Genomic DNA, 1,317 nt, shown 5'->3' with positions numbered 1-1,317 from the left:
CGTCGCCTGCAGTTGTCCGGCCTGGCCCAGCCCTTCGGCCTGCAGAAAAGCCGGTGCGGCCTCGTCGAACGCAGGCAACGCAGCAGGCCGCGCCGATTGCGCCGCCAGTTCGCGCCCGAGCATCGCGGCAATCAACGCCTGCGGCCCCAGGTCGGCCGCGCGCCATTCGCCGATCCAACTGCCGTTGCGCAGCACCGTGATACGGTCCGACACCGCGTACATCTGGTTGAGGAAGTGCGTGACGAAAACGATGGCCAGTCCTTCGCCGCGCAGCCTCCGCAGCACCTCGAACAGCTTCTCCACCTCGTCGTCGTCCAGGCTCGACGTCGGCTCGTCGAGGATCAGCACCTTCGACGACACGCCCAGCGCCCGCGCGATCGCCACCATCTGCTGCACCGCCACCGAGTAGCTCGACAGCAGCCGCGTCACGTCGATGTCGAGCCCGATGCGCGCCAGCAGTTCTTCGGCGCGCCGGTTCACGGAAGCCCAGTCGATGCGAAAGCCCTGTGCCACACCGCAGCGCGGGTAGCGCCCCGCGAACACGTTCTCCGCCACCGACAGGTTCGGGCACAGGTTCACCTCCTGGTAGACCGTGCTGATGCCCAGCTTCTGCGCCTCCAGCGGCGAGTGCGGATGAATCGGCTGGCCGTCGAGGAACATCTCGCCACCGCTCGACGGCAGCACGCCCGTCAGCACCTTGATCAGCGTCGACTTGCCCGCGCCGTTCTGCCCCATCAGTGCGTGGATCTCGCCGGGGTACAGCCGCAACTGCACGTCGCGCAGCACCGGGATGCCGCCGAACTGCTTGTGGATGCCCTTGAGCTCCAGCACGGGTGAGCGGGGAGTGTCGTCAGCCATGCTGCGCCGCCTTCATCACTTGTTCTTGTTGTAGACGTCGATGAACACCGCCGCCAGCAGCACCAGCCCCTTGATGACCTGCTGGTAGTCGATGCCGATGCCCAGGATCGACATGCCGTTGTTCATCACGCCCATGATGAAAGCGCCGATCACCGCGCCCATCACCCGGCCCACGCCACCCGAGGCCGATGCGCCGCCGATGAAGCAGGCTGCGATCACGTCGAGCTCGAAGCCCAGGCCCGCCTTGGGCGTGGCCGTGTTGAGCCGCGCCGCGAACACCAGGCCCGCCAGCGCCGCCAGCGCGCCCATGTTCACGAAAGTGAGGAATGCGAGCCGCTGCGTCTTCACGCCCGACAGCCGCGCCGCCTTCTCGTTGCCGCCCAGCGCATAGATGCGCCGGCCGATGGTCGTGCGGTTGGTGACGAAGTCGTACACCACGATCAGCACCGCCATCACGAT

General features: G+C 67.1%; 2 protein-coding genes. Both read right to left on the bottom strand.

Annotation, left to right across the window (positions count from 1 at the left end; all coding sequences use genetic code 11):
• Positions 1-858, bottom strand: an 858-nt coding sequence (locus tag ACSFA3_RS23730) for an ATP-binding cassette domain-containing protein (protein ID WP_435507867.1), incomplete at its 3' end; no start/stop codon positions are given.
• Positions 859-873: 15 nt separating this feature from the next.
• Positions 874-1,317: ABC transporter permease subunit (locus ACSFA3_RS23725; RefSeq protein ID WP_435507866.1), on the bottom strand; the 444-nt coding region annotated here is incomplete at its 5' end.

The sequence above is a fragment of the Variovorax glucosi genome, from assembly GCF_051216695.1.
Lineage (GTDB): Bacteria > Pseudomonadota > Gammaproteobacteria > Burkholderiales > Burkholderiaceae_C > Variovorax.
Note: the sequence above shows the minus strand (reverse complement) of the source record. Positions and strands in the feature narration are given on the sequence as shown.